Source organism: Cryobacterium sp. TMT1-66-1, from assembly GCF_004403435.1.
In the GTDB taxonomy this organism is placed as follows: domain Bacteria; phylum Actinomycetota; class Actinomycetes; order Actinomycetales; family Microbacteriaceae; genus Cryobacterium; species Cryobacterium flavum.
The window spans coordinates 147,870-174,619 of sequence record NZ_SOGP01000022.1 but is presented as its reverse complement, the minus strand read 5'-3'; the positions used below and the strand labels follow the sequence as shown (position 1 = coordinate 174,619).

The following is a 26,750-nucleotide window of genomic DNA, read 5'->3' as shown; positions in this document are numbered from 1 at the left end:
CATGTGAGCCCACTCTCCCACCATTGTCCCTGATGACTGGTGGAGGTGCGCGACGGGGCGCCCACACTCACTTCTTCTACTCATCCGACACCATACGTGTGTCCCGCTCCAGGAAGGCCCCATGGCCATCATTGAAAAAACCACGGAGAAGAATCGGTACAAAGCCGATCCCACCGTGATGAAAGCTCTGCGCACACCGCGCATCCTCACCCGGGAGGTGCTCGCCGGCCTCGTTGTGGCCATGGCCCTCATCCCCGAGGCGATTGCGTTCTCTATCATCGCCGGCGTCGATCCGCGTGTCGGACTCTTTTCGACCTTCATCATGGCCGTGTCGATCGCATTTCTCGGTGGCCGCCCCGCCATGATCACCGGTGCGACCGCAGCCATTGCGCTCGTGATCGCCCCGGTCGCGCGGGATTACGGCATCGACTACTTCATCGCTACCGTGATCCTGGCGGGTATCTTCCAGATTGTCTTCGCCTTCATCGGCGTTGCCAAGATCATGCGTTTCATTCCCCGCAGCGTCATGGTCGGATTCGTCAACGCCCTCGGCATCCTGATTTTCACCTCGCAGTTGCCGCAGCTGCTGGGCGTCCCGTTCATGGTCTACCCGCTTGTCGCGGTCGGCATCATCATCATGGTCGTCATGCCGCGCTTCACCAAGGTGGTTCCCGCGCCGCTCGTCGCGATCGTCGTACTCACGGTGCTGACCGTCGTGATGTCGATCAATGTCCCCACTATTGGGGACCAGGGCGAACTGCCCACGACGCTCCCGCAGCTATTCTTCCCCAACGTCCCGCTCAACCTGGAAACGTTGACGATCATCGCTCCCTACGCGTTCGGAATGGCGATGGTCGGAATTCTCGAGTCGCTGATGGCCGCCAAGATCGTCGACGAGAGCACCGACACCCACTCCAACAAGACCCGTGAGTCCTGGGCTCAGGGCGTTGCCAACATGCTCTCCGGTTTCTTCGGCGGCATGGGCGGCTGCGCAATGGTCGGCCAGACCATGATCAACGTCAAGGCTTCCGGTGCCCGCACCCGCATCTCCACCTTCCTCGCCGGCGCCTTTCTGCTCGTTCTCGTGCTCGGCCTCGGCCCGGTGCTGTCCGTTGTACCCATGGCCGCACTGGTATCGGTCATGATCATCGTGTCCGTGCTGACCTTCGACTGGCACAGCATCCGCTTCTCAACATTGAAGCGCATGCCCAAGAGCGAAACGACCGTCATGGTCTTCACCGTTGTCGCCGTCGTCGCTACGCACAACCTCGCGATCGGCGTCGTCATCGGCGTCGTCATCGCCATGGTCGCCTTCGCCCGACGCGTCGCCCACCTCGCCCAGGTCGAACGCAGCCTCACCGTCGACGACGATGGGCCCATCGCCTACTACACGATCACCGGCGCCCTGTTCTTCGCCTCCAGCAACGATCTGAAGACCCAGTTCAGCTACCTCGACGATCCTGACCGGATCATCATCGACATGACGAACTCACACATCTGGGATGCTTCCACCGTCGCCACCCTCGACGACATCAAGTACAAGTACCAGCGCCATGACAAGGTTGTGACCATCGACGGACTCAACGAATCCAGCACCCTGCTGCACGCCCGCCTCGCCGGAAATATGGGCTCGGGTCACTAATCCACCCCGATTTTTCGCCGCAATAGGTCGGGCCCCGTCACGCAGCGGGGCCCGACCTATTTGTGCGCGAAAGGAGTTTAACCCTTACGTTAAGGTAACCTTGCGATGGTTGAGTGTTTCGACGGGCCACATATTATCCTTCGGGTCGACTCTCATCACGCCGCACCCTTAATGGTGAGACGCGTGAATCCGGCGCCCCAATCGCCACTCCCATCCATCTGGCTTCTCCCTGAGGTCCCGTTCCTGGAGGCCACATGGCCATCGTTCAAAAATCTGCTGCAGCCAACCGTTACCGAGCGGAACCCTCCGTGCTGACCGCTCTGCGCACGCCCCGCCTGCTCACCCGCGAAGTACTCGCCGGTCTCGTTGTAGCTATGGCGCTCATTCCCGAGGCGATCGCTTTTTCGATCATCGCCGGTGTCGACCCGCGCGTCGGCCTGTTCTCCTCGTTCGTCATGGCCGTGACCATCGCCTTCGTCGGCGGACGCCCCGCCATGATCACCGCCGCCACCGGCGCAATCGCGCTCGTGATCGCACCAGTGGCCAGGGAATACGGCATGGAATACTTCATCGCCACGGTCATTCTCGCCGGAGTCTTCCAAATCGTGCTGAGTGTGATCGGCGTCGCCAAGATCATGCGGTTTATCCCGCGCAGCGTCATGGTGGGCTTTGTCAACGCCCTCGCCATCCTCATTTTCACCTCGCAGCTGCCCCAGCTGCTCGGTGTGCCCTTTCTGGTCTACCCGCTCGTCGCAGCAGGTTTGATCATCATGGTTGTCATGCCTCGCATCACCAAGGTGGTTCCCGCGCCACTCGTAGCGATCGTCGTCATCACCGCCGTCACCGTGCTGATGGCTATCAACGTGCCCACCATCGGCGACCAGGGCGAACTCCCCCAGAGTCTGCCTGAGCTGTTCTTTCCGAACATTCCGCTCAGCTGGGAGACCTTCACCATCATCGCCCCCTACGCCCTCGGCATGGCCCTGGTCGGAATTCTCGAGTCGCTGATGACCGCGAAGTTCGTCGACGAGATCACCGACACCCACTCCAACAAGACCCGCGAAACCTGGGGCCAGGGCGTCGCAAACGTCATGTCTGGCATCTTCGGCGGAATGGGTGGCTGCGCCATGATTGGCCAGACCATGATCAACGTCAAGGCCTCCGGCGCTCGCACCCGCATCTCCACCTTCCTCGCCGGCATCTTCCTGCTCGTGCTGGTACTCGGCCTCGGCGACGTGCTCGCCGTCGTGCCCATGGCCGCCCTCGTCGCGGTGATGATCATCGTGTCGTATCTGACCTTCGACTGGCACAGCATCCGCTTGTCCACCCTTAAGCGGATGCCCAAAAGCGAGACCACCGTCATGATCGCCACGGTCGTCATCATCGTCCTCACCCACAACCTCGCCATCGGCGTCGTCGTCGGCGTGATCGTGGCCATGGTCGCCTTCGCCCGCCGCGTCGCCCACCTCGCCCGAGTGGAACGCACCGTCGAACTCGACCAGCCCGTGCCGACCGCGTACTACACCGTGACCGGAGCGCTGTTCTTCGCCTCGAGCAACGACCTGATGACCCAGTTCGAGTACGCCGACGACCCCGACCGCATCGTGATCGACCTGTCGGCGTCACACATCTGGGATGCCTCGACCGTCGCCACGCTCGATGCCATCACCTACAAGTACCAGCGGCACGACAAGCACGTCGTCATCGAAGGCCTCAACGAGGCCAGCCACGAACTACACAACCGCCTCGCCGGCAACCTCGGCGGCGGCCACTAGCCGCGGCACACGACTATCGATCAAGGCGACACCCCGACAACTGTGCAATGCCACCGGCAGGCTTTCAGACTTCCACCGTGAGCATAAAGAACATCGACCGGCTTGGCCGGAAGCCGCGTGTCAATCACCTAACACTGTCGGCGAGAAGTGCCCAGCACTTCCACGTGTCATGTATACGCCGTTCCACGGGCCGAGAAGATGCCTATCCCGTAAGCCGGACGCCCACCGGGACACCCCGCGTGCAAGGAGTGCCGACGACGAACGATGAAGCATCTCAAACCACCTAAAAATAGGTGTTGCTTCGATCAATAGGATCCCGCGGGGGATAAACGGGACACCTAAAAAGTACGCCCAGGATGCCTATCTGCGCGTTCGCGTCGAGCCGATGCTCACCGCGGTCACCATTCGAACCGTTATGCGTCAATGCTGGGCTCCCCAATGCGGGAAATGGCTCAGCTTGTGGGCGGTGGATAACGTGACGTTGGAGAGCCGGCGCTCGCGGGTTGCAACGCTCCACGCCGTTTACGGGTATCTCCCGTGGCAGGCTGCACGCTTTGAGCAGCGAGTGCAGGAGACGGTTCGGACGCAGATCATGGCCAGCGACCGGCCGGCGCCCGCCGTTTTCGAACGTCGGCACAGCAAGCTGGCTGGCACCTTTTACATCGGCCAGGTCTGCCCTCACTGCCATGTTGTACAAGGCGACGGCCATATCGGATCAACATATGACTGGGAGCGATACAGGATTCCGTTGCGCGAAAAGCTGATCTTTCCCGAAACTTTGTTGGTCGCGCCGCACCTCTGCGAGGACCATGGTCGCGGGCGCTGCTCCCAAGTACCGCGACCGGACGGCGGGCGGAACTTCAAGGTAGAGACCTTCGGATGGGCGGTAGTTTCCGCCAACGACGTCAACGGTGAAGCGGATCCGTTGCCGGCCAAGCGTGGCCGGCGCTGAGAAGCCTGGCGGGCGGGTGCAAAGAACCCCGGCACGGGTTGCGTGCCGGGGTTCGGGGGTCGTGGGTGCTAAAAGTCAGCGTCGTAGTCGCCGTAGGAGTGCCCGTCGTAGGTCTCCATACGCACGGATGCCTTATGAAAGTCCCCATGCACGCTGGTGAACGCATCTCTGTACCTTGCTCGAGCCACCTGGATGACCTCGCCGTGCATGTTCATCGCCGTGACTTCAACCTCCCCATGTTTGTTGCGAATTGCCGTCAGCAGAACAATGAGCTCGGAGAGAGTAACTGTTTTCATAATCTGGCTTTCGGTTGGATGGTGCTGAATCGTTGGATGCTGCGTGGCGACAATCTCGGGGTCACTCCTCCAGGCAGTGTGCGAGCACCGCAGCCTGGGCGGCCCGGTAGAAATCCTGCTGCCGGGAGGTGACGAAGGTGGTTCGGCCCGCCTCCTGTTCTGCCTCGCCATAAGAGGTGGTGGCGGCCTGAACGGCCTCCATAAGTGCCGCAGCTGCCAAAAGGCGGGAGGCGATCTGGTCTGGGTCAACATTTGTTTGGTCCTTTGATGTGGTTGGGTTGGATTAGAAATCGGAGTCATCGACACCGGCGTGGACCCGGTGGGTGTGTAAGGCGGCAAAGACCAGGGCAAGCCACACGTCGTACTCCGCCTCGGCCACTGCGAGGCTGACGCCCTCACGTTCCGCGGCGATTTCAGCGGACGCGCCGTTGTCAAACCGTGTGTGGAGGGAGATTCTCAGCACCGCGTCATTTCGCCGGGTCATTTCGCCGAACGTTGCGCCGCTCATCAGTCGTCCTCCCGCGCAACGCAGAACGGACCGCAGATGGAGCAGCGCAAGGTGCCGGAACCTCGGGCATCAGAGATTTGATGAGTTGCCGTGGTCTCGCCCACGCTGATGTGCAAGTCGCCGGCGTCATCTTCGTCCGAACCGCAGATGTAGAGGCCGTGAGGCCGCAGCTCCATCAGGAGTAAGTCTTCAACGCGGATGATCAGTTTGTGTTTAAAACTGGACGAGTAACTGAGGAAGGATTCGTCCCAATGGCCCGGCCGGTAGCCGGTGAGCGAACCGACATGAAGATCGCTTACGGGGACCGGATCGGAGTCTTCAGCTCCGTATCCGAGCGACACGACGGTCTGGTCAACGATCCAACGTCGGCCGGAATCGTTGTGCGCCAAACCATCGAAGGACACGGTGAGCTCGGCGCGGCCTTTGTCGAGGAATGCGGTGCGCAGCTCTCTGATGATCGGTTCGGTCAGGGTGAGCGGGTTAGTGGTTGTGATCATTGCTTTACTTTCGGTTGGGTGGAGCTGAATTTGGTTTGAGCGGGATTGGTGAGATGTTCGGACCCCGGCCTAATACGCCGGAAAGTGCAGGGGCAGCACCACCCTTCGGATTCGGCGCCGGTCGCCATGTAGGCGGAGATCGCACGTGCCGAGGGTTCGCTGGTCGTCCTCCCACAGGCCTTCGCCGTAGTGGTTCGTGGCGAACTCGGTAACCCGGTGCTCGCCCCAGGCGTCCTCGTTGAGGACCGCCCAGCCGTAACCACAATGAATCAGCTCGTTTACGGACGAAACCCATCTCGCTGCTTTCCGCTCCTCATAGCGGCGGTAATAGCCCTGGTCTCGGACAACGCGGTGCAAACTGCGGAAGAACTTGATGCTATTAACGACGGTGGTCTCGGTCATGACCGTCTGCTTCCAGTGAGGCCAGCGGCCTCTTCGACAGCAATCCGGTATTCGAGTTTGCCAATTTGGACGAGGACCGGGTAGAGATCCTCCTGAGCGTCGTCACGAATGGTCTGAAAGAGTGTGCGCAACTCCTTGAGAGCTTTGAGCTCGACCGCAGCCGATGGTGTTGAGTAAGCCATTTAATTTCCTCTGACTGTTGGGTTGAGGAGGGGCGATTTCCCCTCTATATAGACGGCGCCGGTCGCCACCCGAAAAAGAGCCTGTTATCGGGCGAAAGCCGAAAGTTTCTTTTGGTTTTTCAGGATGTTCTTCACGGCCAGCGGGTCGATGCCCCGTAATTCCGCTTCAATGACCCCAATATCACCGCTGGAATTGCCGAGAACCAGGTTGACGGTGGCCCGGTAGAGGGCCTCAGGAATCTCGAGGCGGGCGGCGATGACCTTGGCGTCACGCGCCGCAGCGTCATAAGCGCGGACCGGCGACGTCGCCGCGGTCGCCCGCTCGACGACATATTCGACGAGAGCAGATGCCTGCTCAGGCGCCAGGCCGACGGTAATAAGCAGCACGACAACACGGTTCAGCGCCGGTGAGCGGAATGCCAGCTCAGCCTCGGCCGAACGTCGGGCTGCTTCAGCCGAAACTTCGTCTTCCGCATTGGTAATTGCTTCGCCACCGTTATCCGCGAAAAGCACGGTCATCGGGTTGTAGGAACCGTCCGCCGGGACCTCGCCGGTCATCGGAGTGCGCTCATCTGCGCTGTGGCTGGTGCGTAGGCGGTCGAGTTTGTTGGCGTAGCCGAGGCGCTTGCCCAGCACCTCGTTTGTGTACCCCCACGGGGTTTTCGCTTCGAGGAAGGCCTCCGAGTTCCAGATTTCCCAGATGTGCGAAATTAAGTCGGTGCGCATCATCGTGAGCTCTGCGGCTGCTGCCTGGTCGAGGTCGTACCGGCGGGCAAACGACCCAAACCGTTCGGCGCCCAGCTCGAGCAGTGCCCGACCGCGCACGCTGCCCCAGACCCTGGTGTTCTCGCGGCCCAACGTCGACTTCTTCGACGTCAAGTGCCGGCTGTCGAGAATTGCGGAGTGCTCGAAGCTGAGCTCGGCATCTTCAAGCGCCCTCTTCGCGGCCTTTTCGGCGATCTTCGCATGCGCACGAGCCTCAACGGTGGCCGCCGCTTCGACGATGGCGCGTGCCGCGTCGAGCTCCTCGGCGAACGACGGGTCGATACGACGAGCTGCGATGCTCGCCGCGAGTTCAAAGAACTCGTGGGCTTCGGTGCCCAGCGGGTGCGGGTTGCTAACCGAGAACTTGTGTTCCATGACGAAAATGCCTCCTGATCGGGGCAAAATTTGTCGTGTGTGGCTTGCCCTCACTGAAGAGACATGCGGCGAAGAGGGGCCGAAAACGGGCCTAAAACCTGAAATTCGGCGATCGATAACAAAGCGTTATAGATTTGTTACATTCGGTTTTAGGCGCAGCAAAAAGCCCGGCACCACTCAGGTACCGGGCACGAATCGAGGTTGAGTTCTAGGCCTGCTGCGCCCAACGGCCGAAGCTGACCTTCGCCTTGCCGGTCAGCACCACGCCCTCACCCAGGTCAACGGTCATCGCCTTCAGCAGCTTCGCCGCATACTCCGCTGAACGGCCCGTCGGCGAGAGGATGAACGCCTCATCGTGTAGCGGGATGAACAACGCTTCGCGGCCCACCGACTCAGCGATCGCGCGGATCGCAACACCGTAGGCGTCACGAGCCGAAGACTGCACCTGCAGGTTCGTGGCAATCGCGTGGCGAGTTTTGTATGTCAGACCGTCAAGACGTGGAAGCGGACGGCCCCACAACGTTGTCAAGGCTTCGCCACGGCGGCTGCGTTCAGTCTGCTCCGCGCAGAACTCGACGACATCCGGAAAGAGGCGTTTCATGGCGTCGTGCGTTGCGGCGGCCTGGTCGGCACCAACTGTCTTTGCGAGCGTTGCCTGCTTCTGGCCGTAGAGGAAGCTGATGAACTGCACCTTTGCGGCTTTCCGCTCCTGGCCGGAGGCGAGAGCCAGGTCGGCGTACGGGTCGCCGTCCAGCACGCTGCTCGTGAACGACGGCGAGCCGATCAAGCGGGCCAGGACGCGCCCTTCCTGGTTCGAATGGTCGACCGAGACAACGTCGTGATTCTCCTCGGCCAGGAACAGGAATCTGAGCTCCTTCATCACGCTCATGAGCCCGGGGAGCTGCCCGCTCATACGGCCAGTAGCCGCAGCGTTCGTTCGCCAAATCGGGTGCACACGACCCTCCTGCGTCATCTTTCCAGCGATCCCGTCGAGGATCTGCGCCCGCTTCAGAGTGCTGTGAGCTCTGGTGTAGCGATCCCACGCCTCCGTGTGGATCAGCGGCATGTCGGTGATATCGCATTCGCTTGGGCGCGACCAGCCATACTCACTCGTGCGGGTGTAGGTGACTCCGAGGCAGTCAAGGAACTGCGACTTCCGGGCATCCGAAACTCGGACGTCAACACCGAGCTCACGCTTGACGGTATCCAACTCACGATTGCGAATCTGGCGTTGCTCCTGCATGGCGAATCGATCAATCCGATACCCACGGCGGGCAACATTCCGCCACAGCTGGTCCTCGGTTTCGACGTGCCGGGCAGTGCGCTTGGCCGTTGGTGCAGCAGCGCTGTGCGCCCGAATAAGCGAGGCGAGCGCTGATCCTGGCGCTGGTGCGTCCTTACCTTTTACGGGGTCCAGTGCCAGGTCCAGGACCCGGCCGTTAGTGATCCGTGGGTTGCCGAGAGCAGCGAGGAACGTGGCGTGCTCGCGGTCCATGATCGCCGCATCCTCGGAGTACACCGACCGGCCGGCAGCGGTCAGCGCGGCGAACAAATCCAGGCCTTCCTCAACACCGACGGCAGTGAAAACCTGGCCGTCGGCGCCGTATAAGCGGATGGCCTCGCGGCCGTTGCTGAACCGGATGGCGAGCGGGCCGGAGGCGGCCACTAGGAATTCTTCGGTCGTCATCGACTACTCCCCCCCGGTCTCGGTCGTGCTCTCGGTCTCGGTCTCGGTCTCGGTCTCGGTCTCGGAGGGTGCGAACAGTGACCAGGGCACGGCAACGCAGTTCACATTCAAGCTGTTGATTCGCACCAACTTCTGCTTGTGACCCGAGTCGACGATCGCGACCGGCGCAAACGCCGTGATGATCGCCTTTTCAGTAATCGAGCGGTGACGGGGGTCCATACGAAGGAGGGCGGAAGCATCCCGCGCCTGAAAGGCGAGGAACTCGACATTGCCACCGCGACCAGCACGCCGAACGCCGAGCAACTTCTTACGCTCGTCGAAGGCAATCACCAGACCTTTTAGATCCTTCATCGGGGCAGCGCCATCAATCTGGACATAAGCCTGGCCGCCGGCCACCGAAGCGCGGAGCGCGTCAAGGAGCGGCTCCCAGCTTGGCTTCTCGCCGCTCGTCATGTTCGTCGTGCCGTGAAAAAGGGCTGTCTTCCTGACCGCGTGGTGAACAGCGATGACCAACACCTTCTGCTCCTCGACCGTGATGACGGCAAGATGCCGCAGGTACTCAAACCAGATCAGGTTCCCGGCCGTGACCAGTGCTGCAACCTCGCGAACGCGTCGGGAAACCGGAAGGTCCTCAAGTAAGGCGATTGCGGCGACGCGGGACTTGGCCCAGCGGGCACGCCATGCATCCATTCCCTCCTCCTCGATGCGAGCGGCGGCCCATCGAAGGAAGGCAGCGAACGTGACGGCAGGCAAGCCGCTGTTGGCGAGTGATTCGTAGACTTCGGAGTTTCCCGAGCGGAAAATGTTGAATCCAGGCTCGATGACGATCGGGTACAAGCGTTCTCGGGAGCTGTCAAGCTCCTCGGCGTCGGGGATTTGCTCGCCCACCATGACGACGGTTGGCGATGACAGATCAGGAACACCCAGCTCCCACTCCCCCGTCTGAGTGTTCTTCATGGAGACGGAGTGACGAGCGCTACCGCCGCCATAGCCCGCGCGAACCAGACGCTCGAGCGCCTTCTCCTGATCCTCATTACCGTGGCTGGTTGTGCGCTTCCGTGAATCGTCAATAGCTACGATGAGTCCATCTAAGCCCGCGCCCATGCGGCCGACGTTCGGGACCGACCCGTCGATGACGCCCATCGGTTTGCCCGACGGGGCAAAAGCTGCGGAGATGTGCGCAGTCAGGCCCTGAACCATCGTTGTTTTGCCGCAGCCATGGTGACCAGCGACGAAGGGGACGGCACCGACGCCCATTCCGGCCGCACTCCAGATGGTCGGGCCCCACATACCGGCCCAGAAGTTGGTGTCGGTAAGCTCGGCTGCCATGGCCTGCGTGTTCGCGGCCGCGTCTCGCTCATCGTCGACCGTGAGACCGGAGAGGTCGTTGAGCGCGATCATGTTGTATGCCGTCGCAAGCTGGGAGTGCGCCCGGTTGGTGAGGCCCTGTGCCGTCATGAATCCGGACGTGGTGAGAAAGCCCCAGGTGCCGTCAACCTGCTTCCAGCCAGTGCGCTTGAGAACCGGGCTCTCGATGACCTCGTCCGCTCTATGGGCACGGATTGAAGCATCGATGGCCTTCCCAATCCATGCGTCCGTCGCAACGACGATTGAGGTGCCTTGCGGGATTCGGTTCAACCATCTACGGGGCGTAACCAGGTCGGCGTCGCGAACACCGGGTACCTCGTAAACCCTGAGCCCGGAAGCGGTCATCACCGAAATTTCGAGGTCGTGAGTGAAGTCGGCATTGATCCCGCGGGGGTCGCGCAGGTCGTCAATGACCGAGTGGGTGCGTAGTCGACGTGCGGCGGCTTCCATGATGACGAGCGGGGGCGCGTCACCACGCGGGATGTATGTGCGCCCCATCTCCGTGTCGACGGTTGGTGCAATGCTTGCAGGTGCGACCTTCTCGGCGACGGTTGCTTTGGGCCGGGCACCTAGTTTGTCGGCGGCGTCAGCGATTAGCGCTTCGAGGTATGGGCCTTGTTCCGATTCCGGGCGTGAGGCGAGCACCGCGTCCAGGGTGAAGAAGGCGAGCTTGGTGAACTTTACGGATGCCGCGCCGATGCGGAGAAGGTGGGCAGCGAGGGCTTTGGCTTGGTCGAAAACCTCGGAGTCGGTTTCAGTGGCCCCCAAGGCCAAGACCACGTTCGATTTACGGTCGCGGCGCACAAGAACTTCCAACTCCCGGTGCGGGGCTTTTGTCACCTGGGAGATCCACTCGGCCGGGCTTTGAATCCCTGCGATGACAGTGCCCGCCACGTTCGCTTCGACGGCCATCTCCCAGCTGGTGGCACCGGCGACGATCAGAACCGTCTCAACGTGCGCGGCCAGCATTTTGTGCCCTTCGGTAATTAAGACCGACGCTGCCGTGGCAAGTTCTGCAGATTCCATGTGATCCTCCGAGGACCTGTGGGCCTCTACGTGTGGAGGCCTGTACATAGACGGCGCCGGGCCAGACCCGAAAAAGAGGCGAAAATCACCACCATTCTGAAATAAGAGGTGAAATCTGAAATAGTGGCCCGGATCTGAAGTAAGGATGAAATAGTGGATCCCTTTGTTTTACTGGGCTGTAGGGCCTTTCTCTCTTTCTATTTCATAAAACAGATATATCAATAGGAAGGTGTGACCCACCCATAGAGATGTGTATGCTCTTCCAAAAACAGACATACATACATATATGGGTACACCCCACACAGCCGCTGAAATAGTGAAAGAGCGAAATAGGCCGTAGGTCCCAACGAAACAAAGGGATCTCGGGATGATCCGTATTTCAAGCAGTCCGAGATAGGTGAAGCAGTCGGCATTTGGCGGACCATTTCACTACGGTCCACCGTTACCTGGAACTTCCGAACAGCTTCTCGACCGACCCCACTGTCGCGATCGGTCCTGGCGCGCTACCACGCTGCCGGGAGTGCCCCTATAGAGAGGACTGCAGCAGTCGCCCCAACGTTGCAACACAACGCTTTAGGCAGGCGTCTGCGGCTCTCCGGCAACATCGCTTGAGACACCCCCTCAATTCAGATGTCGCGAACAAGACTGCCGACGGTCATCGTCGACCGTCAAGATCGCCCGCCCGCAAACGAAAAAGCGGCCGGCACCCAAGGCACGGACCGCTCACTTCAACCCAGGTTTAACTCAAGCTGGCTGGTTCCGTCGGCCGAACCGGCCACCCACCCGCCGCCTTCACCCGGGCACCGTACGCCGTAACCAACGCCTCACTGGGCTTCGTCGAATCCCGCACGATTGAATACGACCGCAAGTTCCGACGACGTCGCACTTCCTCCCAAGCATCGAAAAGGTCCACGTCGAGTCGCTCGTCAGCCGCCGCCCACGCTGCGCGGCCGGCCTCAGAGCCGTAGAAGTCGATCGCTGCGGCCACCTGGACTCGCCAAGTGTGGATGGCGCGAGAATACTTCTCGCTCGGCTGATCTCCGCCACCGGGGCACGGCCCAAAATCGAACCGCGCAAGTACGCGTTCCTGCAACCTCTGGCGTGCGCGGTTCTCGTTGGCTGTGGCCGGTGCGGGCTGCAATGCGATGTTCGTGTTCATGATTGTCGTCCTCTATCTTCCCCGGTCACCTACGCCGCAACCGCAAATCGGCCGCCGAAGTGGCGTGAGTGGCGGCGGACCTGGCGTGTTCGGAACAGGTTCAGCACCTCCCCCTGGGAAATCATGTATTCGAATTCGCCGATAGCTGCGGTGATCCGCAGGTACTCCTCGTTGGTGGTGGAGCTAGCTGGGGCATTAATAAGCGCCGCTTGATCCTGCTTCATAGCGGCGACGGTCATCTGGAGTGCGTTCACGATGTTGATCCCTTGCATATGAGGAAGCCGGTGGCTTCCTTCTACTGAATAGGTGTGCGGCAAATCGGTCAAAATCGCTCTCATATACCCCCAGTTCGGGGGTTATTTTGGCCTTTTGAGGTCACTTTCAGGAGATCCACGCCTTTCTTCCGACCAATTTGAGCCCTCGCCCTTTCTGCCGCACACATACCTACTGAGGCCGAAAAATGGCTAAAGGGATCGGAACACGATGAGAGAAACGCAGAGATATCGCGCGTGGCAGCTTGCCACCGCTTCCATATATGGCCTCCTGGCCATCGCTTTTGGTGCGGTGGCGGTGACTGGCGGCATCAGCCTCCACGAACAGGCGGCAGCCGAAGCGAAAACCGCGGCGATCGCCGAAGCCGCTCCCCCAGCTTTCGCCCTCCAGAGCGTTGCCGAACAGTGGGCGGCGGAGCACTGGGGCGCTCCGATCAATGTGAACGCCACCCTCACCATCCCCCCGGTCGTGTGCGCGAAAACGTACGTGGAGGCCACTTGGCCGGAAGAGCACTCCTCGTCCAGAGCCCGGACCAAATTCGACGTCATCTTCACCACCGACGAACGCGGCGCCCTCACTATTCTCTACACCGCCCCCTCCACCTCCGCCCCCACCACTACCCCCCTCTGCACGCCCGATGAACCCACCCCCGCCTGGATCCTCGGCCTGCTGGCCGATACGAAAAACGAAAAGGAAGACAGTAAATGAAGGTTTTGAATGGGGCTCGGTTGGGATTGGGGCAGCGGCTGCGCACCTGCGAAGGTGCGATCGACCTGGCCTCAATCATGGTCGGCGTCATAGTCGCTGGCGTAATCGCTGGGACGATCGCCGCAACTGTGTTCGCAGTGATTCCGTGGTCGCAGGATACAGCAGCCAAGGCAAACCTCGACTCGACGAGAACTGCTGAGTCTGTGGCATTCGTCCAGACCGGCGGGTATCTGACCTCGCAGGAGCTCGTGGATCAGGGGTACCTCGAAGGCACCCCAACACTCTCAGCACGCGGCGCCGGAGCCGGTCGGTTTGGTGCGGCTGTGGCCCCCGCGCCGAGCGAGAGTTCAGACGACGCGGTGAAGACGACTGTGAACGACGAACGCAGCTGCTTCGTTTCGGCCGTCCAATCGGACAGCGGCAAGACTTTCTGGACTGAATCGACAAACCCGACCGTCGCTGTCATCCTTCCGTGGGCGGCTGCCCCTGAAACATCGTGCGTGGATGCGGACACCAACGAAAAGGTGTTCCCTGAGATCGCCAACGTCGGCATAGAACGTGCTCTGTTCACCGCCTTTGATGGCACAGACACGTTCATGTACTCGTACTCCGAGGATGGTGTGACCACGAAAGAAGACCCGGTCGGCGCCAACTTCGACGGCTACTCCACCTCGCAGATGTATAACGGCAACCTCTACTTCACCGCTGACGGTCTCGACGGCATTGGCAAGCAGATCTGGGAGTACAACGGGACGGAGTCAAAGATCGCGAAGCAGTTCTCGCCAACCTACGACCCGAACGATGTGGAGATGGCTGAGATGACTGGCGACGACTCCATGCTCAGGGACAACTCCAAGCTGAGCCTTCTGACCGTCTTCGAGGGCACGCTGCTGTTCCAAGCGTCGGACGTAGAGCACGGTGACGAGCTCTGGTCTTTTGACGGTGACGTGTTTGAACTGGCAGCAGACATCAACCCAGGTTCAGCAGGCTCGAATCTCTCAGAAGCTGTCGAATTTGATCGAGCTCTCTACCTGAGCGCCAGCAACAGCGAGGGCATAAAAAACCTATGGAAGTACGACGGTTCGACAGCCGAAGCGGTTGATACCCCCGGAGCTGACACGCAAGTGGATGGGTTCACCATCTACAACGAGAAGCTGTATTTCCACTCGGGCGGCCTGATTCATGTTTACGACGGAACATCCTCGTCGACTCTCGACCTGACGACCTACCGGACCGATCCTCTGACCGTCGTAGGCGACATGTTGTACATCAGCAATCCTGATTGGACGTACTCCTACTCTGAGTCGGCCGGCCTCAACTTGGTCAGCACCCGCCCTTTCAGCGGAGGGGTGACCATCGACGGATCTTTCTACGGTGCCGCCAACATTGGTGAGTTCGGCAACGAGCTCATCAAGTACGGCCCGTCGTATGCCGAGTCCACCCTCGTCGCTGACATCAACTCCGGTGCCGGAGATTCCAACCCCGACTTCAGCCGGAGCCTGTTCCTCGGCGATCAAGTGCTGTTCCCAGCAAACGACGGGGCCCATGGCTATGAGCTCTGGACCTTCGATGGAACAACAGCAGCCCTGACGTCGGATGTCAACATTGGTTCCGGCAATTCCAGCCCAACACCGATTGGGACCTTCCAGTAGCCCTTGAATCTGCTGGAGCCGCCGGCGGGCGTCCTTTAGGGAGCGCCTCGCTCCGGCGGTCCTAGCAGGATCGCCCCTCCCCAACCCCCGGACCGCTCACCGTCACGCCCCTTCCTCACCAAACCCCCACCCACATTTTTGCTCATGCCGAGCATGAGCAAAGCCCGCGCCAGCGGGTGCACCACGACGCAGCACTCAACCACGATTCAAAGGAAACGCTCATCGCTAAACACAACCCAAAACTCACGCCCGTGACCGTCCCAATCCGTCACGCTTCCGGAATGACGACCGGCCTTCGCTACAAAAACCTGACACCGACGACCGCCTCTGGCGCCCCGTCTGCCGGCCCGAAGCCCGTCGACCCGAGGGACGCGATCATCGAGCAGGCGAAAGCCGAGTCGCTCGATGACCGCACAGATGGTGAGCTGATCACGATCATGCGGACCCTCGCCGGCAGCCGAAACCCTGTGCACCGTCTCACTGAGGCCTTGGCCTCGGACACGCTCCAGAACCGCTACCCCACACTGGACCCGATCATGGAGGCGTGGGTGACCGATGGATCCAAAGGCTCGTACACCGACACCCTGATCGCCGCCCTCACCGAATTACAGACCGTGGTGCCCGAAACTCCGATAACCGCCGCCGAGTTCAAAGAGCTCAAGGACCTCGGCTACCCGAACCGGCGCCGCACCGACAGCCGGGCGAAGGTCGCGGCGCTCACGGAGGCCCGCCGGCTCGAACTCCTGCTCGATGCCCACCATCACCACCTGCCCGAAGGGTGGCCGGACGACCAACAGTCGTTGGACCTTCGTCGTCAAGTCTTCAATCTGCGCGAACCACACGACGAGATCGGCTGGGAATCACAGAGCCACAAGGCTGTGTACCGAGCCGACCGCGCATCGAGCACTCTGTCGACAACCGCCGAGCTGCGGTTGCTGGCGAAGGACGCGATTCCTGCGATCGCAGCCGCCGCCAGAGCGACGCTGGCCCGTCGCAAGACAACCACCTCCTAACCCCCGAACCAGCCCCCGGCACGCACCTCGTGCCGGCGGTCATCGTTTCGGTCGCAGGCCGAGATTCGCCGCGCATGATATGCCCGAAGCCTGCGAAAGCGGGTGGTTTTATCCAAGCAATACCCAACAACACAACGAAGGAAATCAACATGGCACGAATCAAGAACAGCAAGCTTACGGCCGTTCGACGTGTGGTGAAATTGGCCAATGGCGACGCCGGCACAGGCATCAGGTATATGAATTTGGTGCCGGCTGAGAGGAATCTCCCCGGTTCGCCAAGTGCTGGGCCTAGGCAGGCTGGGGCTGGCAGCATTATCCAAGGCAGCCAGGCGGCCCTGACCTACGGTAGGCGCTTGCAGCAAAGCATCGTCGGCCTGCGAGCCAGAGCCGAAGCCTACGGACACGACGAGGCCGGGTTCGACTACTACCGGGTTGACAAGAATGGTCTCGACGTCGACGGGTTCGATGCGGACGGCATCCACACGACAACTGGCACCGCGTTCACTCCTGAACGATACGGCTACGCGCCCGGCTTGGCCGGCAACCTTATGCGCGGCCGTGATGTGCACGGTTTTGATATCAGCGGCTTCGACCTCAGCCATTACGACGCGTCAGGAAACTTCGACCCGAATTTCATCGCCGACATCATGTGCGCAGACAACCCGGCTTCCGAAGGCTACCTGTGGGAGGCTCGCGGCAAAATCCGCGCTGCCGACCTCGACTTCTACGATGAGGCAGGCTACAACCCGGCCACCGGCCGTAATCGTCAGGGCTTTAACCGTCAGGGCTTAGATGCAGCCGGATGCTACGAGGATGGCTACAACTCCGACGGCTACGACGCGGAAGGTTACGACCGCGACAACCAGGAGAACCCTGACGCCCTTTTCAACATCGGGTCCGGTCTCAACCGTCACGGGTTCGACGTCGACGGACGAAACGTCTTCTCCGGCCGACGAACGGCCCGAATTGACAGCAGCTTCGATGTCTCGGGCCCAGACGGATTCGACCGGTCGGGTTTCGTCGCCGAGGGCTTCAATCGCGGCTACGACCGTGGCGGATGGCGCGACCACCACAACCAGTACGGCTATGACACACAAGGTGTCTATCACGAGGCCAACGACCCGAATCACTACGACGCCCGCGACTACTAAGCGCCCTGCGCGAGTGTCGGCCCCGGCAAGCACCCCGTGCCGGCGGTCGTGGTTTGAGGTGGTGGCGGGCAGCGTGCCGCGCATGAGTAGAACGAAGCCTGCGAGAGCGTGGGTGGTCATCCGAAGCAGTACCCAGCAACACAACGAAGGAAAATCGACAATGGCAAAAATCAAATCGTCCAAGCTCAGCCCTGTTAGGGTTCCGGTCAGGTTACCGAATGGCGGGGGTATGAGCACCGCTATCAGGCATAAGAACCTCGTGCCGGCCGAGAGGAACCTCCCCGGTTCACCGAGTGCGGGGCCGAGGCCGGTGGTGGAGCCGGTTACGGCCGAAGTTCCGTACACGATGCCGGACTGGCTCGTCGAAAAACTCCGAGCCAACCCCGAAGCTGTGGCCGACCTACGTGCTGGCTATGCCAGCATGGACCCGGCCGATATTGCCGAGTTAAGGGCAGAAGAAGCAGCTCAGCAGGCTCGATATGACGACGATATGGCCTCCGGCGAGGTATGGGCGGGCTACGACGGAATGCCTGTCGGTGGTTTCGGACCTGATGCACTTCAGATTCGTGACGCAACCCAGGAGGTTCGCGAGTACCTCGATGACTGGGCGCCTGACTACAGCGACGACGAGATGGCGGCTATCGCCAAGAACTACAGCCAGAAAACTGAAGACGCTGCGGAAGCTGACGGCGAGAGGAACGCTGACGGTGACCTCATTCTCCCCCATGAATGGCTGCACGACAGCGACCGGTGGGAAGGTCAGCGGGAGCTCATGCAGGCTGCGGTCAAAGAGTTCAACGACGTCCACTTCGATTTCATGGGATACCGGCTTCCTGGCATATAGTCGTCGCCCACCTAAACCCCCGAACAGATAGCCTCGGCGCATCCCGCGCCGAGGCTTCGTCGTGCCCGACCGCCGGTGTTACACGGTTGGGAAAAGCTGGTGCCGCAGCGCCTCCAGGAATTCGGCCGCCTGCCACCTTGGTTGCGCAAACAAATCGGCGTACGTCTGCGCGACGCTGGTGTGCCGGGAACCCGTGGCCGCGGCCGTCGCGTCTTGCCGGAGCACGAGCACCTCGTCCCCCACCGGCAGGGCGTCGATCGGGTCGGCCGTGTAGACGATCCGCTGGCCGAGGTCGGCGACCGTATTACAGCCAAGGATCGCGACAGCCGCGTCGGTGCCGCCGACAACAACCCGAACCTTCGCCGCCAGATCCTCTGCACCCGCCCAAGTCGTGGACCCGATCCGATCGTCGCCAAGATCGCGGGCAGCGGCGAGAAGGGTGAGAATTTTCTCTGGATTGATGACGCTGAACCCTTGGCCGTGGTTCGGGCGGAGAGCGCCGATCGTGTAAAGGCGGCGGAGCGACTGGTGGGTGGTTGACAGCGGCACGCCGCTGTCTTCTGCGAGTTCTCGAATGCCAGACCAGCGCCGTTTGTCGTCTGTGACGGCGGCGTCGGCCAACGTCCGCCAGACGATCTCCAAGTTCTTCACAGCACCCTCTTCCCCATTTCCGTAAGATTACGGATTCTAGGATAGTGACTGCGGGGCAGCCAAAAGCCCCTGGCACCATCGGCACCAGGGGCTTTGTCATGCTCACGCTCAGCCCAGTACGCAACCGCCTCGCTCGCCGGCCTCCCATGTGAGTACGGGCAGCCCACCCTCAGCAGAGAACGACGCCGTGGCAGTTCCGGCCTCCGAAAGCATTTGTGAGCCGCTGGCCACGCCCTCGCCAGTAACTGTGGCGCCATCTGTGGTGACCGTAACAATGCCGGGCCCGGCGACGTTGAAGCGGACCCAGGCGTAGCTGGTGCACGTCACGCTCGCGTGCCCAGTGACGACGGCCAGATGTCCGTCGATGGCCGGCGTTATCGTCATGCCACTAGCGGCCACAGCTGCGACCAGAGCGGCGTTTGCGGCCTCGGCGGCCAGCTCCTCGGCTGAAGGTCCCTGAGGCTCCACAGGGGCTTCAGCGGTCGCCGCCGGTTTGGCGATGGAGGCCACCGCCCCCACAACCCCCTGCCCGATGCCCGAGCTGAGGAGCGCAGTGATTAGGACCCCTGCGACGAAACCGGCGGCTAGCATGACAGGCGCGCGAACCCGTGTCACCTTCTCACCGCCCGCACCACGATCGCCGCGCACCTTCCGAGGGCCACGGCCGCCCGTCGTCTGATCTGTCATTTCAAGCTCTTCGTTATCCATAATCTCTGTCTCCTAGTTTTCGATGGTCTTGATGACGGCTGCACGACGGCCTCGCGGCACCACCTGAACGGGTTCCACTCGCCGATACTCGACGAGGGCGACGGTCAAAAGAGCTGCTGGGATCGCGAGCAGGATGACGGAGGCTAGGTCGCCGAGGTGGGTGACGGTGAGCAAAGCCCAGACGCCGACGACCGTGGCGAACCCTGCCCAGTGTGAGCGGCGCCAGGCGAGAGCTGCGGGGAGGGCTTTCCGGCTCTCGCGGATGCCTTCACGGAGGCGGTTCCGTTGCTCACGGCCAGCTTCCTTGGCTTGCTCTTTTGTCTTCCCTCGTTCATCGTCGGAGCGAAAGAGGAGGGCGATCAGCAGCACCCGGCACACAAATCCTTGGAATATCGGTCGGATGATGCTGCCCTCAGAACGTGGTTTGATGTCGGCGGCGAACTGAGCGATCGACACGGGCATCAAGGCTTGGAACACACGGACGCTGAACCAGCCGGTGGCTACGATGAGTGCGATTCCCACGAGCGGTCCGCCGGTCATTGGGAGCAGTGCCGCGCCCGCGAAGGGCAGGAATGCCGCGAGCAATCTGGCTTGCCACAGCCAGCGCCAGGGCTGCAGTGTAAGGGCGGTGGCTACGGCGAGAATGGCGGCCGGGATGATGAACTGCATGTGTGATTCCTTTGGTTAGTCGTCGAATGAGAATGGACAAGCGGTGACCACGGGCTCGGCGGCTTCGAAATCGAAATCGACGACGACGGTGCCGAGGTCGACGATCTCCGGCTCCCCGGTCTTCGGTTTCCGAACCCCGAACACTGGCGCAGCGACAGGTGCGGCGATCGTCCACCGTGCGGGGATCGGTGCCCCCAAACGTTCGAGGAGCACAGGGATCTCGCGAGCTGGCGCGTATGCCACGCGGAAGCCGGCAACACCGCCACCGTCGGCCGCGACCACGGCTAGTCCTGGCGACCGCCCGTCGTCAAGATCAGCGAGGGTCTGTGACGCGATTGCCGCGGCGTCACCGGGGATGAGCATGGTCATAGCTTCTCGAGAGATGGGCTTGCCCGGCGGAGCGAGTTGCACGGCGCTGGTCAGGTTGCTCCGCAGCTCGCCGCCGAGAATGGCGGCGTCCGGGCGCTGAATACCGAGAGCCAGGTGGAGGCCGGCGAACCGGGCTTCACGTGCGATGCGCCCGGTGAGCGTGCGGATGATGGATTTCGCAGCGTTCTTCGTCTCGGCTTCTACGACATACGGGCTATCTTTTGGCAGCCCCTTCGGCACGTCTTCACCGAGGACGAGACTCCCGAATTCGTCAATGACGATGAGCACTGGGTAAACGTTTTCACGTTCACGAATCTCCGGCGAAAGGTCACTCCATTTCACCTCGCCGTGCTTTTGGAGAATCGCTTTGCGACGCCCGACTTCCGCATAGATTGCTTCCATTGCCGCCTGCGCTGCTTCGAGGCTTTCGGTTGCCCAAGCAACGGTCCATCGACGGATCTGCAGGAAGTCCAGCCCGCCCTTGGTTGGGTCGATTAGTACGACCTGGTGGCCACGGGCGACAGCAGAGGCCATGATTTGTAGGAGGGCGACCGTCTTGCCGGACCCGGTCGGGCCGGCGACGATCGTGTGGGGGCCGGCTTTGAGGTTGATGCTCACGATCTCGCCATCGGGGCCGACACCCAGCGGCAAGCGTGCCCAGTCCTCGGGATCCAATGACTCAGGCAACATCTCAGCCATCGCCACACTCGGACGGAGAGCAAGTCGGTCACCGTACGTGAGCACAACACGACCGGTCACCGCATCGTCGTCAATCCGCCAGCCGTTTGAGCCACCGGGGATAGCAGCAATCAGGTTCTTCCAGAGCGTGAGTCGTTTCTCCGAGTCGACACCAAGGCTTGGTGCGCGCATGATGCTTACCGTTTCGATACGATGCGCGGTCGGGTGCATGGTGATCGAAAGTTCGATGGCGTGCGGTGCGCAGTTCAAGAGTTCGGCCAGACGGCCACGGACCTGAACGACGCGTGGGGAAAGTTTTGCGATGATAGCTTCGCGCTTCCACTCACTCCACTCGACGACCTGAGAGCCCTGCTCAGCGGCGAGGAAACTGATCCGGTCCACGGTGACGCGGATATCGGGGTTGAGCGCCCAGCTGGCGGCGTGGGGGCGCAGCTCGCTGTCTGGAAGGTCTTCAACGCCGACAACCAGGCCATCAGAAGCAGCCATCGCTTGGCGGCCGAGCATGACTTCGGGCCGGTTCTCCACTCGCACGAGTTCGACGATGTCGTAGCCGGCGGAGGCGACACACCAGCCCGGTGCGATTAATTCGCACCTTAAATCGATTCCCTTCAACCTCGTTCTGGCGGCGACTGGGACGGTGACCGTCAGGCTCTCTTGGTCGCGGCTCCAGGCGAGAGCGCCTGACCCGGCCACAAAGTCGGAGACACTCACGTCCAGAATCTTTGCGACCTGCGCTGTCCAGAGCGCTTCGACCTGCCGAGCATCTGAGCCTTCGCGGCCGTATGCCCGGCCGACCATCCAGCTGACGACGAGCATGATGGCGTATCCAGCCCATGAGACGAGAGCCCATTTGGATGCGAACGGCTGAAGCCACGACAGCTCACCGGCAAACGCCCCGTTCACGAGCCAAGGCAGCGCCGCACCGAAACCCAGCAGAACGACGGCGACCGCAATCGCATAGAAGGACCTTCGCACTTTCGGCGCCCCACCCTCGACCGTCGCCGGCGTAGCTTTCACCATCCCGGCGAACCGAGTCGCCCACTCCCGACGACGCAGAGGCTCGCTGTTGAGCGCGGCAGCCGATCGTCTCGCCGCGAAATATGCCCCCGCCGGCAGCAGCGGTATGAGCCCCAGGTAGGCCCAAGGATTAATCGCGCCAGCTCCAACAACCAAGAACGGCAGCACAGCGACCCAGATAAAAAGGCTCGCCTGCAGATCAAACTTGCTCGGATACCCGGCAGCTCCCGGCCCCATGCCGTCGTATCGGATGACCGGCACCAAAGCCAGGAATCTTTTCACGGAACGCAAAACCATCTGAAGCACGTGGCGCCCGGCCCGGCGAGCGGTTGGTGAGGCGGCCATCAGTTGAGCCCGCCGTCGTGGAAAACCGTCCAGCCTGTTGCAACGAGGGATGCGATGACGTGCTTGACGCCGCACGCGGGAACCTCCGCGTAAACACCGTGAGCGGTGACCGCATCTGCGATCGGACCGCGACGGCCGATGTCGGCCGCTGTCAGGTCAGCGTCCAAGATATCGACGGGGCCACGCGGTATCGCGTGGATCTCCAAGAGTTCCTGGTGCCCGCCAAAATCGTTGACGCAAACCGAGATGACGCCGCGGTATTCGGTGCTGATCATGATCCCAAACTTTCTTTCTCTCTGTGTATGTGTGCGGCGCGCGCGGCGACCCCCGAAACCCGGCTACATCCAGCCCCAGCTCGTGGCGAGCGAGAGGCAGATAGTGAGGGTGATGGCGGCGATCACGATGGTTTTCACCGAATCTTTGGCGAACCGTTGCACGCTCAAGCCCCGCGAACGTCAAGATCGACGTCGGAGATCGACAGTCCGTGGACCAACGCCCACCGAACCGCCAGGCTCGAGAGCAAGGTTTCGAGGAACCATGCGTCGACCACCTCGCAGTCCTCAACGTGAACCGCGAGGATGCCCGGGCGAATCTCGGTGATCTCGGCACCGCCGAAGGCACCCGAGAGGCTCATGGAACGCAGAGTCCAACGGAGGACGTAAGGCAACGTTTGCTTCGTGCGGCTGGTCTCAACAGAGAAGGTGTCGTCACCAATCAGGCGAGCGGTGAGCTTATGTGAGTTTTTCGTGTGGGAGTTCATACCCTTTATGTGCGCGGCGCCGAGGCCGACAGCGGAAACCCACTTTTAGACGCGCGGTCGGTCGGCCTGGAGAACGGCCAGAGATCCTCGAAGTCGGTTCACGGTTAGGGCCAGCGGACCGAGGAGCGACTGGGCGAGTGTGGCGGCCCATCCTGCGTCAGCGAGCCACGCAGGGAAAAACAAGACGTCGCCAACGGCGAGAGGCCAGGTGACCGTAGCGACCCCGACCACCACGACACACCACACCGTCAACCGCTGACGTAGGGCGACGATCGCCGCGGCCAGGATCACCGTGAACGTCAGCAAAATCCAGTTGCTGGGTGGCAGAATTAGCAGGGCTACCGCGGCACCAAGGAGCCCGGCGACCGCCACCCACCAAGCACGCCGCAACCCCGTATACCGGGCCGCCGACCAGACCGCGTCTCTGGCCGGGGTAGTGGCCGTCTGGGGCACCGAGACGCTGACTGGCTCCGAGTACGGCGAAGGCACGAACTTGGGCTCAACCACAACCGGCTCCCGCAAGTCCGCCAGCTCCCGGTCGTAAGCCGCCCGCCGCTCCACTGACCTGAGTACATCGTTGGCCGCGTTCAGCCGCTGCGTCATCTCCGTCCCGCGGGCGCCGACCGCGTCCGGGTGATACGCCCGAATTAGCCGGCGATATGCGCTCTTGATCTCCTCGGCGGCCGCATCAGGCGCGACGCTCAGAGTCTCGTAGTAGGTCGTCTTCATACCCCGTATGTGCGCGGCGCCCGCCCCAACAGCGAAAACCCAAGGGCGCTCCGAAACTCGGCCCGATCCACGGCCAGGCGGTGGTGGTGGAGTTTGAAGGTTATGTTCAGCGACGCCAGATGACGGTCCACACAACCCGGTGGCCTTCTCGTCGACGGCGGAGCCGGAGGCAGGCCGGGGGTTACCCGGCGGGGCGTGACGGAGTGCTGGTCGGCGGTGACGTCGGAGCGGCCCAATAGGATCGAAGTGAAGCACGGGGTAGGGGATGGGGAGAATCTGGTGGCACCAAAACCGAGAGTTCATGAGATCGCGAGTGCCTTCGGCCTTGAGTGGAAAGTCGTTCTCCGAATGCTCAAAGAAGACGGCCAGTTTCTGAAAGGCCCGACCAGCTCGATCGAGCCGCCGGTGGCGCGGCGAGTGCGCGCCCGGCTAATCGCTGAAGGCCATGTCGAACAGGTGCCGCGGCCTATCATGCCCGCACACAGCCCGACTCCGGCACCAATACGGTCGACCCCGTACCCCGTCCCAGCACCGCCCGGAAAACGATGGGATGCCACTGAGCCATTCATCGCGTTCAAGCAACCGCCACCACCGCCAGCTACACCCGCTGAGATCGCCGAAGCTGAACGCTTAGTTCGTGCCGCACGTGCAGAGCAGCGTGCTTTGCTCGCCTCCCAACAAGCTGCTCGAGACGCTGGCAGGGAAGAGCAGAAGGCGCTCCGTGCCGCCCGCGTTATCCTCGACGCGAACAGGAAGGCACGACTTGCTGGGGCGAAAAAAGAAGCCCTTCAAGTGGCGGCTGGCGCATTCGCCAGACGCAGACAAGAAGAAGTCGACGCAATCGCCAAACGTAGGCAAGAAGATATCGAGAAGCATGCCGCCTCAATCGAACTCGGCAAGCCCCGCGCGGCGGAGGTGGCCGCTCGGATAGAGGAAATTGCGCGAAAGGGAAGAGCGAGAGCGGACCGCGAGTCGGCGGAACGAGATGAACGCGGGCATCGGCGGAGAGTGAACAGCGCACCGCCGGTGCCCGCGATTAGCGACGAACAAGCGCGGAGGAACGCCCGGCGGGCCATTGTCGCCCGCAGCGACACCCGGTGGACTTTTCACGGAATCAGCAAACAGGAACGCGAGAAGTGGATACACGCGGGGCTCAGAGATGATCAAGCCCACATCCCCGCGATGTGCCGGGCATTTGGTTCACGTGGCTGGACGGTCACACCCGATCACCTAAAAGTTGTCCTCCTCAACGGCCGAACCGTGCGCCAAGAGTTCGAGGCGGGGTCAAATATTGTGCAGGTGATGGATCAGCTCTCCCCCATCCGCAAACGGGACTTCACCGGTTACTACGACACCAGCCTGACTGGTGTGATCGCCGTGCTCCGGGATTTCATACCTGAGAAGTTCACAAGCAACGCAGCGTTTCCCCTAAATTTGGAAGCCACCGGGGTACCAGAAATTGCCGACTATCTCCTTCTACTCACCCGACCCTCGCAAGATGAGCGAACGATTGATACGTTCAACCGAGAGCGCCGAGCAAGCGAGCACAACAGCCGCCCTGGACAGCGGAACCCCGATCGCCCCGGGCCTGCAGTCAAGCTCTACTCTGAAGCGCACGGGGTATTCAGAGACCCAGTCTTGACGCGTGAGCTCCTAACCAATCTGCCCAGACACGTGCTCAACCGCCGGCTTCCGTTTACAAACATCATCAACGACGCGCTTCGGGATCGGCAGTTCTACTATCTCTCGCCCGCTGCCACCCTCACTGTCGAGGACGACATTGACCATCGAATCCCGATACCTGAGGATTACGAGCTGCCGTCGACGACCGGGTTTGCCCTCCTGAGCAAGACCGATGGCCGACCTGGAGGCCGGATTCTCCTCTGGAGTCACGGAGCTCGTGAGCTGACCGCGGCACTGCTCTCGATAGCAGACATCCGCGCTGGGCTCCTAGAACATCCGCCTGTGGCCGCAGCCGAAGTCGGCTCCGTCCAAGGCGAGAGCGGCGATCAGGCACTCGCCCTTGTTGCGGCGATAGCTCGGGCAATGCGACGGCCGCCATCGTCAGACACCACCGACCGTCCGATTCCCGCCCAACGACCGCACAAAGCCGCTCCCCCCGGCCGCCCGCTGCGAAGCCCAGCCAACGACGAGGACGGCCCCTCCGATCACGTCTCCTTGATCTACGCGCCTGGCGAAACGCACGAACGCGAGCCCTCAAAAAGGAGCGGCCGGAAAGCGGAGAAACGCTGGATCGTCCGCCGGCATCTACGCCTGCAGTTTTACCCGTCGTCCGGTGAGCGCCATCCCGTATGGATTGAAGCGCATCAGTCAGGTGCAGCTGACGGGCGCCTCTGGCTGGGCGATAGAGTCAAAGTTCCGCGAAAGGGACTGACTTCCTGACGCGACCTACCGAGCTCGCCGCCCGCTGTCCGGTAGCCGGGATGAGCAACGTGACGACGGCCGGCGTTATAACGGGGCAGCGGGTGACCGGCAGACCACGGCCCCCTTCTCCCTGTTCGATGGCC

General features: G+C 61.7%; 26 protein-coding genes. 9 read left to right on the top strand and 17 right to left on the bottom strand.

The features are described 5' to 3' along the window. The first annotated feature begins 121 nt into the window (after positions 1-121). The 3 genes from E3T29_RS15995 to E3T29_RS15985 all read left to right on the top strand — a co-directional run bounded on the left by E3T29_RS15995 (position 122) and on the right by E3T29_RS15985 (position 4,369). Positions 122-1,642: a SulP family inorganic anion transporter gene (locus E3T29_RS15995; RefSeq protein WP_134346537.1), complete on the top strand. Its 1,521-nt coding sequence runs from the start codon at positions 122-124 to the stop codon at positions 1,640-1,642. 254 nt (positions 1,643-1,896) lie between these two features. Beyond that, positions 1,897-3,417, top strand: a complete 1,521-nt coding sequence (locus E3T29_RS15990) for a SulP family inorganic anion transporter (protein WP_134346536.1) — start codon at positions 1,897-1,899, stop codon at positions 3,415-3,417. Between the two features lie 385 nt (positions 3,418-3,802). Next, positions 3,803-4,369, top strand: coding sequence for a hypothetical protein (locus E3T29_RS15985; RefSeq protein WP_134346535.1), 567 nt, complete (start codon positions 3,803-3,805; stop codon positions 4,367-4,369). Positions 4,370-4,437: 68 nt separating this feature from the next. Here the strand turns inward: E3T29_RS15985 and E3T29_RS15980 are convergent, their stop codons facing one another. The 10 genes from E3T29_RS15980 to E3T29_RS15940 all read right to left on the bottom strand — a co-directional run bounded on the left by E3T29_RS15980 (position 4,438) and on the right by E3T29_RS15940 (position 12,960). Beyond that, positions 4,438-4,665: a hypothetical protein gene (locus E3T29_RS15980; protein WP_134346534.1), complete on the bottom strand. Its 228-nt coding sequence runs from the start codon at positions 4,663-4,665 to the stop codon at positions 4,438-4,440. A 61-nt stretch (positions 4,666-4,726) separates the two neighbouring features. Next, positions 4,727-4,867, bottom strand: coding sequence for a hypothetical protein (locus E3T29_RS19760; protein ID WP_166792436.1), 141 nt, complete (start codon positions 4,865-4,867; stop codon positions 4,727-4,729). An 81-nt stretch (positions 4,868-4,948) separates the two neighbouring features. Next, positions 4,949-5,173, bottom strand: a complete 225-nt coding sequence (locus E3T29_RS15975) for a hypothetical protein (protein ID WP_134346533.1) — start codon at positions 5,171-5,173, stop codon at positions 4,949-4,951. Continuing rightward, the gene (locus tag E3T29_RS15970; RefSeq protein WP_134346532.1) at positions 5,173-5,670 is read right to left on the bottom strand and encodes a hypothetical protein; all 498 of its coding nucleotides are present in this window, start codon (positions 5,668-5,670) and stop codon (positions 5,173-5,175) included. The genes E3T29_RS15975 and E3T29_RS15970 overlap by 1 nt, the downstream gene beginning before the upstream one ends. Positions 5,671-5,739: 69 nt before the next feature. After that, a complete protein-coding gene (locus E3T29_RS15965; protein ID WP_134346531.1) occupies positions 5,740-6,072 on the bottom strand; it encodes a hypothetical protein in 333 nt (110 codons plus the stop codon). Then, the gene (locus tag E3T29_RS15960) at positions 6,069-6,254 is read right to left on the bottom strand and encodes a hypothetical protein (protein ID WP_134346530.1); all 186 of its coding nucleotides are present in this window, start codon (positions 6,252-6,254) and stop codon (positions 6,069-6,071) included. Before E3T29_RS15960 ends, E3T29_RS15965 begins: the two co-directional genes overlap by 4 nt. Before the next feature lie 84 nt (positions 6,255-6,338). Next, a complete protein-coding gene (locus E3T29_RS15955) occupies positions 6,339-7,394 on the bottom strand; it encodes a hypothetical protein (protein ID WP_134346529.1) in 1,056 nt (351 codons plus the stop codon). A gap of 208 nt (positions 7,395-7,602) precedes the next feature. Beyond that, positions 7,603-9,081 (bottom strand): DNA polymerase, encoded by a 1,479-nt coding sequence (locus E3T29_RS15950; RefSeq protein WP_134346528.1) that lies wholly within the window; start codon positions 9,079-9,081, stop codon positions 7,603-7,605. Positions 9,082-9,084: 3 nt separating this feature from the next. Next, positions 9,085-11,475: a hypothetical protein gene (locus tag E3T29_RS15945; RefSeq protein ID WP_134346527.1), complete on the bottom strand. Its 2,391-nt coding sequence runs from the start codon at positions 11,473-11,475 to the stop codon at positions 9,085-9,087. A gap of 1,188 nt (positions 11,476-12,663) precedes the next feature. After that, complete coding sequence (locus tag E3T29_RS15940; RefSeq protein WP_134346526.1) at positions 12,664-12,960, bottom strand: hypothetical protein; 297 nt, start codon at positions 12,958-12,960, stop codon at positions 12,664-12,666. A 157-nt stretch (positions 12,961-13,117) separates the two neighbouring features. On the opposite strand from E3T29_RS15940, the gene E3T29_RS19755 reads away from it, so the two are divergent. From E3T29_RS19755 to E3T29_RS15915, 5 genes are all read left to right on the top strand, one after another. Next, positions 13,118-13,615: a hypothetical protein gene (locus E3T29_RS19755; RefSeq protein WP_166792435.1), complete on the top strand. Its 498-nt coding sequence runs from the start codon at positions 13,118-13,120 to the stop codon at positions 13,613-13,615. Positions 13,616-13,692: 77 nt separating this feature from the next. Next, a complete protein-coding gene (locus E3T29_RS15930) occupies positions 13,693-15,267 on the top strand; it encodes a hypothetical protein (RefSeq protein WP_166792434.1) in 1,575 nt (524 codons plus the stop codon). A gap of 281 nt (positions 15,268-15,548) precedes the next feature. Further along, entirely contained in the window at positions 15,549-16,280 is a 732-nt protein-coding gene (locus tag E3T29_RS15925; RefSeq protein ID WP_134346523.1) for a hypothetical protein, read from the top strand. Positions 16,281-16,429: 149 nt separating this feature from the next. Beyond that, positions 16,430-17,431 (top strand): hypothetical protein, encoded by a 1,002-nt coding sequence (locus E3T29_RS15920; RefSeq protein WP_134346522.1) that lies wholly within the window; start codon positions 16,430-16,432, stop codon positions 17,429-17,431. Positions 17,432-17,591: 160 nt separating this feature from the next. Beyond that, complete coding sequence (locus E3T29_RS15915; RefSeq protein WP_134346521.1) at positions 17,592-18,275, top strand: hypothetical protein; 684 nt, start codon at positions 17,592-17,594, stop codon at positions 18,273-18,275. Positions 18,276-18,353: 78 nt separating this feature from the next. Here E3T29_RS15915 and E3T29_RS15910 read toward each other — a convergent pair whose 3' ends face one another. The 7 genes from E3T29_RS15910 to E3T29_RS15880 all read right to left on the bottom strand — a co-directional run bounded on the left by E3T29_RS15910 (position 18,354) and on the right by E3T29_RS15880 (position 24,222). Next, entirely contained in the window at positions 18,354-18,926 is a 573-nt protein-coding gene (locus E3T29_RS15910) for a hypothetical protein (RefSeq protein WP_134346520.1), read from the bottom strand. Between the two features lie 108 nt (positions 18,927-19,034). Next, positions 19,035-19,613 carry a hypothetical protein gene (locus E3T29_RS15905; RefSeq protein WP_134346519.1) on the bottom strand — a complete coding sequence of 193 codons (579 nt, stop codon included), beginning with the start codon at positions 19,611-19,613 and terminating at the stop codon, positions 19,035-19,037. Between the two features lie 33 nt (positions 19,614-19,646). Next, entirely contained in the window at positions 19,647-20,303 is a 657-nt protein-coding gene (locus tag E3T29_RS15900) for a hypothetical protein (protein WP_134346518.1), read from the bottom strand. Positions 20,304-20,318: 15 nt separating this feature from the next. After that, positions 20,319-22,733: an FtsK/SpoIIIE domain-containing protein gene (locus E3T29_RS15895; protein ID WP_134346517.1), complete on the bottom strand. Its 2,415-nt coding sequence runs from the start codon at positions 22,731-22,733 to the stop codon at positions 20,319-20,321. Next, a complete protein-coding gene (locus tag E3T29_RS15890) occupies positions 22,733-23,008 on the bottom strand; it encodes a hypothetical protein (RefSeq protein ID WP_134346516.1) in 276 nt (91 codons plus the stop codon). The genes E3T29_RS15895 and E3T29_RS15890 overlap by 1 nt, the downstream gene beginning before the upstream one ends. Before the next feature lie 164 nt (positions 23,009-23,172). Continuing rightward, complete coding sequence (locus tag E3T29_RS15885; protein WP_134346515.1) at positions 23,173-23,367, bottom strand: hypothetical protein; 195 nt, start codon at positions 23,365-23,367, stop codon at positions 23,173-23,175. A gap of 171 nt (positions 23,368-23,538) precedes the next feature. After that, complete coding sequence (locus E3T29_RS15880; RefSeq protein WP_174776435.1) at positions 23,539-24,222, bottom strand: J domain-containing protein; 684 nt, start codon at positions 24,220-24,222, stop codon at positions 23,539-23,541. Between the two features lie 348 nt (positions 24,223-24,570). Here E3T29_RS15880 and E3T29_RS15875 point away from each other — a divergent pair, with 348 nt between their 5' ends. After that, positions 24,571-26,625: a hypothetical protein gene (locus tag E3T29_RS15875; RefSeq protein WP_134346513.1), complete on the top strand. Its 2,055-nt coding sequence runs from the start codon at positions 24,571-24,573 to the stop codon at positions 26,623-26,625. Positions 26,626-26,750 lie beyond the last annotated feature (125 nt).

Bases quoted from the DNA above. Each gene is read 5' to 3' on its own strand.
- E3T29_RS15930 (WP_166792434.1), top strand. From the start codon at position 13,693: ATGGTCGGCGTCATAGTCGCTGGCGTAATCGCTGGGACGATCGCCGCA.
- E3T29_RS15895 (WP_134346517.1), bottom strand. From the start codon at position 22,733: ATGGCCGCCTCACCAACCGCTCGCCGGGCCGGGCGCCACGTGCTTCAG.
- E3T29_RS15950 (WP_134346528.1), bottom strand. From the start codon at position 9,081: ATGACGACCGAAGAATTCCTAGTGGCCGCCTCCGGCCCGCTCGCCATC.
- E3T29_RS15980 (WP_134346534.1), bottom strand. From the start codon at position 4,665: ATGAAAACAGTTACTCTCTCCGAGCTCATTGTTCTGCTGACGGCAATT.
- E3T29_RS15995 (WP_134346537.1), top strand. From the start codon at position 122: ATGGCCATCATTGAAAAAACCACGGAGAAGAATCGGTACAAAGCCGAT.
- E3T29_RS15970 (WP_134346532.1), bottom strand. From the start codon at position 5,670: ATGATCACAACCACTAACCCGCTCACCCTGACCGAACCGATCATCAGA.
- E3T29_RS15945 (WP_134346527.1), bottom strand. From the start codon at position 11,475: ATGGAATCTGCAGAACTTGCCACGGCAGCGTCGGTCTTAATTACCGAA.
- E3T29_RS15885 (WP_134346515.1), bottom strand. From the start codon at position 23,367: ATGAGCCTCTCGGGTGCCTTCGGCGGTGCCGAGATCACCGAGATTCGC.
- E3T29_RS15960 (WP_134346530.1), bottom strand. From the start codon at position 6,254: ATGGCTTACTCAACACCATCGGCTGCGGTCGAGCTCAAAGCTCTCAAG.
- E3T29_RS19760 (WP_166792436.1), bottom strand. From the start codon at position 4,867: ATGGAGGCCGTTCAGGCCGCCACCACCTCTTATGGCGAGGCAGAACAG.
- E3T29_RS15955 (WP_134346529.1), bottom strand. From the start codon at position 7,394: ATGGAACACAAGTTCTCGGTTAGCAACCCGCACCCGCTGGGCACCGAA.
- E3T29_RS15905 (WP_134346519.1), bottom strand. From the start codon at position 19,613: ATGACAGATCAGACGACGGGCGGCCGTGGCCCTCGGAAGGTGCGCGGC.
- E3T29_RS15985 (WP_134346535.1), top strand. From the start codon at position 3,803: ATGCTCACCGCGGTCACCATTCGAACCGTTATGCGTCAATGCTGGGCT.
- E3T29_RS15925 (WP_134346523.1), top strand. From the start codon at position 15,549: ATGACGACCGGCCTTCGCTACAAAAACCTGACACCGACGACCGCCTCT.
- E3T29_RS19755 (WP_166792435.1), top strand. From the start codon at position 13,118: ATGAGAGAAACGCAGAGATATCGCGCGTGGCAGCTTGCCACCGCTTCC.
- E3T29_RS15875 (WP_134346513.1), top strand. From the start codon at position 24,571: ATGCTCAAAGAAGACGGCCAGTTTCTGAAAGGCCCGACCAGCTCGATC.
- E3T29_RS15915 (WP_134346521.1), top strand. From the start codon at position 17,592: ATGGCAAAAATCAAATCGTCCAAGCTCAGCCCTGTTAGGGTTCCGGTC.
- E3T29_RS15920 (WP_134346522.1), top strand. From the start codon at position 16,430: ATGGCACGAATCAAGAACAGCAAGCTTACGGCCGTTCGACGTGTGGTG.
- E3T29_RS15880 (WP_174776435.1), bottom strand. From the start codon at position 24,222: ATGAAGACGACCTACTACGAGACTCTGAGCGTCGCGCCTGATGCGGCC.
- E3T29_RS15975 (WP_134346533.1), bottom strand. From the start codon at position 5,173: ATGAGCGGCGCAACGTTCGGCGAAATGACCCGGCGAAATGACGCGGTG.
- E3T29_RS15990 (WP_134346536.1), top strand. From the start codon at position 1,897: ATGGCCATCGTTCAAAAATCTGCTGCAGCCAACCGTTACCGAGCGGAA.
- E3T29_RS15890 (WP_134346516.1), bottom strand. From the start codon at position 23,008: ATGATCAGCACCGAATACCGCGGCGTCATCTCGGTTTGCGTCAACGAT.
- E3T29_RS15900 (WP_134346518.1), bottom strand. From the start codon at position 20,303: ATGCAGTTCATCATCCCGGCCGCCATTCTCGCCGTAGCCACCGCCCTT.
- E3T29_RS15965 (WP_134346531.1), bottom strand. From the start codon at position 6,072: ATGACCGAGACCACCGTCGTTAATAGCATCAAGTTCTTCCGCAGTTTG.